At 63.1% G+C, this 4,455-nt stretch carries 4 protein-coding genes and 3 pseudogenes; 4 read left to right on the forward strand and 3 right to left on the reverse strand.

Going from position 1 to position 4,455, the window contains the following annotated elements; genetic code table 11:
• Positions 1 to 53: 53 nt before the first annotated feature.
• Positions 54 to 386, reverse strand: a complete 333-nt coding sequence (locus VHL31_RS13450) for a hypothetical protein (RefSeq protein WP_329661740.1) — start codon at positions 384 to 386, stop codon at positions 54 to 56.
• Here VHL31_RS13450 and tnpC point away from each other — a divergent pair.
• Positions 294 to 1,869, forward strand: a protein-coding gene (tnpC, locus tag VHL31_RS13455; protein WP_329661738.1) for an IS66 family transposase whose coding sequence is annotated in 2 segments (ribosomal slippage) — positions 294 to 1,663 and positions 1,662 to 1,869 — 1,578 coding nt in all. Because the reading frame shifts where the segments join, the coding sequence is not laid out codon by codon here. The two genes, VHL31_RS13450 and tnpC, sit on opposite strands and share 93 nt — an antisense overlap.
• Here tnpC and VHL31_RS13460 read toward each other — a convergent pair.
• The gene (locus VHL31_RS13460) at positions 1,843 to 2,175 is read right to left on the reverse strand and encodes a hypothetical protein (protein WP_329661735.1); all 333 of its coding nucleotides are present in this window, start codon (positions 2,173 to 2,175) and stop codon (positions 1,843 to 1,845) included. The two genes, tnpC and VHL31_RS13460, sit on opposite strands and share 27 nt — an antisense overlap.
• A 407-nt stretch (positions 2,176 to 2,582) precedes the next feature.
• On the opposite strand from VHL31_RS13460, the gene VHL31_RS13465 reads away from it, so the two are divergent.
• Entirely contained in the window at positions 2,583 to 2,816 is a 234-nt protein-coding gene (locus tag VHL31_RS13465; protein WP_329661736.1) for a hypothetical protein, read from the forward strand.
• Positions 2,817 to 2,982: 166 nt separating this feature from the next.
• Here the strand turns inward: VHL31_RS13465 and VHL31_RS13470 are convergent.
• Positions 2,983 to 3,237 (reverse strand): annotated as a pseudogene (locus VHL31_RS13470) (integrase core domain-containing protein); the annotation flags it as partial.
• Between the two features lie 242 nt (positions 3,238 to 3,479).
• Here VHL31_RS13470 and VHL31_RS26965 point away from each other — a divergent pair.
• Both VHL31_RS26965 and VHL31_RS26970 read left to right on the forward strand, forming a co-directional pair.
• A pseudogene (locus VHL31_RS26965) lies at positions 3,480 to 3,605 on the forward strand (transposase); the annotation flags it as partial.
• 340 nt (positions 3,606 to 3,945) lie between these two features.
• Positions 3,946 to 4,455 (forward strand): annotated as a pseudogene (locus VHL31_RS26970) (IS3 family transposase); the annotation flags it as partial.

Consider the following 4,455-nt stretch of genomic DNA (forward strand, 5'->3'; position numbering starts at 1 on the left):
CGAGGCCAATCCGGACCACTTGCATCGCCAATCTCCATTGGGCGGAACTGCTCTTATTGCGCTCGGAAGGTCAGCAACGGGAGCAGAGGGCGTCCACCCCATTTCGACTGGCGGCATCCGCAGCGGACCTGGCGGCCGACCACAGCCGGATGAGGGCTGCGACCGACTGACTCACTTGGCTCAAACAGAGTGACAGCAGCACCGGCATCCATGATCTGCTGCCGGCCATGGATGCCGGTCCCGACGCTCTTCCCGACGCTCTTCCCGACGACGTTGCCGCCCTCAAGGCGGCGCTGGTCGCCGCGCAGGAGCGGGCTGTAGCGGCGGAAGCCGAGGTCGCGGCCGTACGTGCCCGACTCTCCGATGATCAGGTCCTGATCGCGCACCTCAAGCTGCAGATCGAGAAGCTCAGGCGCACGATCTTTGGGCAGCGCTCCGAGCGCTCGCAACGGCTGCTCGATCAGCTGGAACTGCAGCTGGCGGAGGCGGAAGCCTCCGCCACCGAGGACGAACTTGCTGCCAAGATGATGGCGGCAAAAATCAGTCCTGTGACGGCCTTCACCCGCAGACGGCCATCGCGCCAGCCGTTCCCGGCACACCTGCCGCGGGAACGGATGATCGTGCCGGGGCCCATGGCCTGTCCTTGTTGCGGATCGGCCAAACTCTCGAAGCTGGGCGAGGACGTCACCGAGAGCTTGGAGGTCGTCCCCCGGCAGTGGAAGGTGATCCAGCACGTCCGGGAGAAATTCTCCTGCCGTGACTGCGAGGCGATCAGCCAGCCACCGGCACCCTTCCACGTGATCCCCAGAGGCTGGGCGGGCCCCAGCTTGCTGGCGATGATCCTGTTCGAGAAGTTCGGCCAGCATCAGCCATTGAACCGGCAGGCCGAGCGTTATGCCCGCGATGGCGTGCCGTTGAGCTTGTCGACGCTTGCCGATCAGGTCGGTGCTTGCTCAGCCGTGCTGCAGCCGATCTATGAGCGCATCCAAGCCCATGTTCTGGCAGGCTCGCGCCTGCATGGCGACGACACCACCGTGCCGGTCCTGGCGAAGGGCAAGACGGATATCGCCCGGTGCTGGACGTACGTGCGTGATGATCGGCCGTTTGCTGGACCCGCCCCGCCGGCAGCCCTGTTCTTCTACTCCCGCGACCGCGCCGGTGAGCATCCCCAGCGCCATCTCCAAGGCTGGAGCGGCATCCTGCAAGCCGATGCGTATAGGGGCTACGGCAAGCTCTATGGGACGGGGCAAATCCTGGAAGCCGCTTGCTGGGCTCATGCCCGACGCAAGTTCTTCGAATTGGCCGATCTGGCTGTCGCCGCGCGACGACGAACGCAAGGCAAGACAGCCACGGCAATCTCGCCTTTGGCGCTCGAAGCCGTCCGCCGGATCGACGCCCTGTTCGCCATTGAGCGAGACATCCACGGCCTGCCAGCCGACCAGCGCCAAGCGGCACGCCAGGAACGGAGCGTACCATTGGTCGCTGAGTTGGAGGTCTGGCTGCGGCAGGAGCGGGCCAGGCTCTCGCGCCATGCCGAAGTCGCCAAGGCCATGGACTACCTGCTCAAGCGCTGGGAAGCCTTCACCAGGTTCCTTACCGACGGGCGGATCTGCTTGTCGAACAATGCCGCGGAACGGGCCTTGCGTGGCATCGCCCTCGGTCAAGGCCTGGCTGTTCGCCGGCTCCGATCGCGGCGGCGAGCGTACCGCTGTCATGTACAGCCTGATCGGCACCGCCAGGCTCAACGGTGTCGATCCCCAGGCCTGGCTCGCCGATGTCCTCGGCCGGATCGCCGAACATCCCGCTCATCAACTCGATCAGCTCATGCCGTGGAACTGGACGCTAGCCGACACCGCTCAAGCAGCCTGATCCGGCCCGGCCGTCACCCGGCCGCGGCTCTCGCCGGAGGGTTACGTTCCAGACGAGGAAGGCCCAGAAGTGCTTGAACTTCGGGTTGCCGTTATCATCGAGATCAAAGACGGAGGGATCTGCCGGACCGTTACCCTCACCGGCAGGCCAGCGGTATGGCTTCTTGTCGCCGTTAGGGAAGGTCTTCCACGCTTCCCATCCGACGATGGCGGGAGAGAGAACACGGAAGGTGTTCTCTCCTTTCTCCAGTTTCATATAGCTGTTCTGGGTTGCGGGGATCTCGTAGTTTTCAGGAAGAAATGACATTGTGATAGATGATTAGAGTTTGATTAAGTCCGTTGAGGGAGGCCACTTGCTCTTATCTGGACCCCATATCAGCGCATTCACGATCCGCTCCCGCAGGCTCCAGTCAGTAAAGCGGTTGGGAACGTTCTCATGCTTTTCATACGCAGCAGTGATGCGGTTAAGCGTTCCGCTTAGCGTCAGAATGGTGCTGGCGAGGAACGCTGCTGCCTCCTGCTGACTCCGTTGCGCAAGGATAGGCGGTCTCACACTAGGTGAGATAGAATATTCCAAGAGAAGAGAGCGTCCTCCACTCTCGCTCAAAGCGACCAGATGCGTCAACAGCGACAGAACTGAAAGGCCAAGCTTGCGTCGGCCGGCTTTGATCCGACAGATCTTGATGTCATGAAATGTTCGCATTGTTTCTCCCTATGACCAAAGCTCTTGAAGCTGAGGTCGTGGACCTGCGCGCCGTAGGACGCGACCACCTCGCCCATGCCATTGCTCGGGTGCTCGTCCGCCGGGCGCACGCTGCGGCTGGAGGTCCTGTTCCCTTTGTCGAGGCCTACGAACTGGCGAGCGAGGTCGCCGAACAGATCGAGCGGCTCGACTGGCAGGTGCTCCGGCCGAACTGGGAGCCGCAGGGCTGGAGTGGAGAACGATGACCACCAAGCCGCTGCTCTCCGGCAACCTGGCGACACTTGATCCAAAAACACCCTGCGGCACTGTACGGCTGAGGCTCTTTACTGATCTGGTCGAGCTTGTCAGGCTGCCGGCTCCTCGACGCCATGAGGAGCCACAACAGCAGGCAACAGGCATCGCCCAGAACGTCTATGTATATGGTCCCAAGATGAGGTGGTGCGGGTCGATCTTGAAGATTAAGGGATCGGTCTTCCATGCATCACTGACGGCCTGGAAGGGCGTCCGCCATCGCAGCGCCTTCAGATGCTTGGCAAAGTTGTAGGCGGCGACGAAGGTGAGGACGTGGGCCTGGAGTGCCTCAAGGTCCGGATAGTGGAAGACCTTGCTGGTGGCGTCCTTGATCGTCCGGTTCATCCGCTCGGCTTGGCCGTTTGTCCATCCATGGCCAGCAGGTCATGGATCCATGTCCTGCAAGGACCGCAGGCAGGAGCCTGCGGAGGGGCTCGCCGGTGCGGGCCTGAAGTACTCCCCGTTTCGACCGGACAGCGGCGCTAGCCGGAGGGCCTAGGCGTAGTCCTGGGCATGTGCCTATGTCTGAGACGTTCTCGCGCATCGAGGTGATCAGCGGGGCGGCGCGCCGGCGCCGCTTCACGACCGAGCAGAAGCTCGCCATCGTGGCAGAGTCGATGCAGCCAGGCATGTCGATCAGCTACGTGGCTCGCCAGCACGGTTTATCACCGAGCATGGTGTTCCGGTGGAGGCGGCTGATGAGCGAAGGCGGACGCAAGGCGGTCCGTGCGGATGACGAGGTTGTTCCAGCCGCCGAAGCACGCCGGCTCGAGGAGCGGGTGCGTGATCTGGAGCGGCTGCTCGGCAGGAAGACGATGGAGGTCGAGATCCTCAAGGGTGAGGCCGCAAAGCGGACACACCGCGACCTTGCCCGGTCAAAAAAGCAATCTGGCGGTCCAGCTCGGTGCTCAAGTCGTTCGTCTGCTCTGCAGCCTCACCCCAGTGAAGGCCGTCACCGACACGCTGGGCGTGGCCCGCTCAAACGTCGTCGAACGCCTGCATGGCAACCGGGCCATACGAGGGCCGCAGATCCGGGATGGGGATCTGGAGCTTGCTGCGGAGATCCGCCGCATGATCGACATACGACTGACCTATGGCTACCGCCGGATCACCGCGCTCCTGAGGCGACAGCGGCCGACTGGAAGTGCGATCAACCACAAGCGCGTCTACCGGCTGATGAAGAAGCACGGCCTGCTGCTCGCCAGGCATACCGGTCGTCGCCTTCAGCAAGCTCACGACGGCAAGGTCGTGACCCTGCACCGAACGTCCGCCCTCGGCGGTCAGCAGACCGCCGTCCCTGCGGGAAGCGGATCATCCGTCTGCTGACGGATGATGGTGCTCGGATGCTCTGGAGTTCACCTGCTGGAACGACGAGATCATCCGGATCGCCTTCGCCATGGACTGCCACGACCGCGAGGTAATCGCCTGGACGGCCACCACGGCCGGGATCTCCGGCGAGCTCATCCGTGACCTGATGATCGCCTGCGTCGAGCGGCGCTTTGGTGCCATCCGAACGCCTCATCCGATCCAGTGGCTGTCCGATAATGGCTCCGTCTATGCCGCGGCCAAGACCATCGAGCTGGCGACGGCACT

This window comes from Geminicoccus sp. (genome assembly GCF_036263595.1).
In the GTDB taxonomy this organism is placed as follows: domain Bacteria; phylum Pseudomonadota; class Alphaproteobacteria; order Geminicoccales; family Geminicoccaceae; genus Geminicoccus.

Coding starts and splice junctions, on each gene's coding strand:
- VHL31_RS13465 (WP_329661736.1), top strand. CDS start 2,583: ATGACCAAAGCTCTTGAAGCTGAGGTCGTGGACCTGCGCGCCGTAGGA.
- VHL31_RS13460 (WP_329661735.1), bottom strand. CDS start 2,175: ATGTCATTTCTTCCTGAAAACTACGAGATCCCCGCAACCCAGAACAGC.